Source organism: Streptomyces sp. rh34 (genome assembly GCF_002551245.1).
Lineage (GTDB): Bacteria > Actinomycetota > Actinomycetes > Streptomycetales > Streptomycetaceae > Streptomyces.
On record NZ_NTGZ01000455.1, the window covers coordinates 1 to 2,907 of the forward strand.

The 2,907-nt window shown below is 75.7% G+C and carries 1 protein-coding gene and 1 pseudogene; both read left to right on the plus strand.

The features are described 5' to 3' along the window. Positions 1 to 1,061: phosphoribosylamine--glycine ligase (purD, locus tag CR470_RS37125; protein ID WP_107489547.1), on the plus strand; the 1,061-nt coding region annotated here is incomplete at its 5' end. A gap of 424 nt (positions 1,062 to 1,485) precedes the next feature. Beyond that, a pseudogene (locus CR470_RS37130) lies at positions 1,486 to 2,883 on the plus strand (hypothetical protein); the annotation flags it as partial. Between the last annotated feature and the right edge of the window lie 24 nt (positions 2,884 to 2,907).

A 2,907-nucleotide genomic window follows, 5' to 3' on the forward strand; every position in this document is an offset into this window, starting at 1 on the left:
AGCTGGTGGTCGTCGGCCCGGAGGCGCCGCTCGTCGCCGGGGTCGCCGACGCCGTGCGCGCGGCCGGCATCCCCTGCTTCGGCCCCTCCGGCGAAGCCGCGCGGCTGGAAGGCTCCAAGGCGTTCGCCAAGGACGTCATGGCCGGCGCCGGGGTCCCCACCGCCCGCAGCTACGTCTGCACCACCCCCGCCGAGATCGACGAGGCCCTCGACGCCTTCGGCGCCCCGTACGTCGTCAAGGACGACGGGCTCGCGGCGGGCAAGGGCGTCGTCGTCACCGAGGACGTGGACGTGGCCCGCTCCCACGCGCTGTCCTGCGACCGCGTGGTCATCGAGGAGTTCCTCGACGGCCCCGAGGTCAGCCTCTTCGCGATCACCGACGGCACCACCGTGGTGCCGCTCCAGCCCGCCCAGGACTTCAAGCGCGCCCTCGACGGCGACGCGGGCCCGAACACCGGTGGCATGGGCGCCTACTCCCCGCTCCCGTGGGCCGACCCCAAGCTGGTCGACGAGGTCCTCGAAACCGTCCTCCAGCCGACCGTCGACGAGCTGCGCCGACGGGGCACGCCCTTCTCCGGACTGCTCTACGCGGGCCTCGCGATCACCTCGCGCGGCGTCCGGGTCATCGAGTTCAACGCCCGCTTCGGCGACCCGGAGACCCAGGTCGTCCTGGCCCGGCTGCAGACCCCGCTGGCCGGTGTCCTGCTGGCCTCCGCCAACGGCACCCTCGACGTCCTCCCCCCGCTGAACTGGCGCGACGACGCCGCCGTCACCGTGGTCATCGCCTCGCACAACTACCCGGACACCCCGCGCACCGGCGACCCGATCGACGGGCTCGCGGACGTGGCGGCGCAGGATGCCCCCCACGCGTACGTCCTGCATGCCGGGACCCGCGCCGAGGGCGACACGGTGCTCAGCGCGGGCGGCCGGGTGCTCTCGGTGACCGCGACCGGCAAGGACCTCACGGCGGCCCGGGAGCGGGCCTACACCGCGCTCGGCCGGATCCGCCTGGACGGATCCCAGCACCGTACGGACATCGCCCTGAAGGCCTCGCAGAACTGACGGCCGCGGCCGTCCCGCCGTTCACCTCCCGCCGTCACGGGCCTGCCGTTCACCGTTTCGCCGTCACGGGCCTGCCGTTCGGGCGCTCGCCCTTCACGGACCGGCCCGGCAGGCCAAGGGCCCCGCAGCCCCTCCGCCCGCCCCCGTACGCCACCGGCGTACGCGGCAGGCGCGAGGGGCTGCTCCTTGCCCGGGCGCCCCGGCGGGCGCGCTTGCCTATGGACGCGAACACGTCAGCAGCTTTGCCCAAAGCCATTCCATCGGGTGACGACTGGGCCATCCGGATGACGGCTGCCGGAGCCCCAACTAGGGTGCGGCGCAAGCGTTCGGGCACTTGGCCCACCGGCATTGCGATGTCGGTGACGGGTGCCACAGTGGGGGAGTGAGCAACACCGTCGAGGGGCAGAGGGGGTGACGTCCGGCCGTGTCCGGTATCGATGTGGGTGAGGAGCTGGGTGCGCGGGCCGCACAGGCCCGAGCGCTCTCCCTGCTGCGGATCCGCAGCAGGGCACTGGCCGTGGCGATCCTGCCCGCGGCCGTCGCCGTCGTGCTGTTCGCGGCGGGCGCGCAGGGCCACCTGGCCGGTCCGGCCTGGGACGCCGTGCGCTGGACGGTCCTCGGCGTCGCGGTCGTCGTGCTGCTGGTGACCGTCCTGGTCGCCGTTTCGGTGGCCCGCGCGCGGCCCGCCATGAGTCCGACCGTCCCCGTGCCGGAGGAGGGGGCCCCCGACCTCTACCGTCTGGTCCGGGACCTGGCCGACCGGCTCGACGTGCCCGCGCCCTCGGCCATAGCGCTGACCCCGGACTGCGACAGCTGGCTGGAGGACCGGACACACCGCGCGCTGCGGAAGGGCGCGGGGGTCCCGGGGGCTCCGGGGGGCGAGGCGGGAGGCGGGGACGCAGCCCCCGTTCTGGTCATCGGCTCGCCGTTCCTGTGGTGGATGCGGGTCGCCGAGCTCCGCGCGGTCCTCGCCCCCGTGGTGGCGGGCACCGGCCCGTCCGCGCACCCCGACATAGCCGCCGCCCGTCGCTTCGTACGCGGTCTGGACGCCTCGATCGCCGATGCCGCCGCCCCCGGCCGGGGCGCGGTGCGCGGTGCGCCGCTCGCCTTCGCCGGCTGGATCTCCCGGCTGCTGCTCCGGGCCTGCCGGGGCCACGCCGCCGAGATGGAGCGCTGTGTGGCGGCCGCCGCCTCCATGCGGGCCCAGACGGTCGACCACGGGCTGCGGATCGCCGCCCAGGAACAGGTCGGCCTCGCCTATGCCGGCTGGGACCGGCTGCTGACCCGGGTGGCGCTGCCCGCCTGGCGGATGGGCCGCTGGCCCTCCCGGCTGGACGCCGGGGTCGTCTCCGCGCTCACCGAGCTCTCCCGCCGGGACCGGCTGGCCGACGGCTTCGCCCTGCGCCTCGGCGAGCGGCCCGCGTGCGACCTGCTGGAGGAGCCCGGGGTCGCCGACGAGGCGGCGTCCCTGCTCGCCGCCCGGCTCTTCCACGGCGGCCCCGCCGAGAGCGGTCCGGGCTGGGCGCCGGTGGACTGGCAGCAGTATCCCGACGAGGTCGTCGACCGGAAATGGCGTACGGAGGCGGCGCGGCTGCACCGGGTCCTGGACACCCTGGGCATCCCGCGCGCTTCCGCCGCCGACCCCGCCGTCCCCACCCTGGCCCGGGTCATGGAGCATCTGTCCGGTTCCGGCGGACCCGGCGGTCCGGGCGAGGAGCTCGCGGCGGGCATCGGCGCCGCGGTCGCCCGTGAGGATGCCGGGGCCCCGGGGCACGGCGGCGGCCCGGGGCACGGCGGCGGCCCGGGGCACGGCGGTCCGGAGCCTGTCTCTTATACACATCTCTGA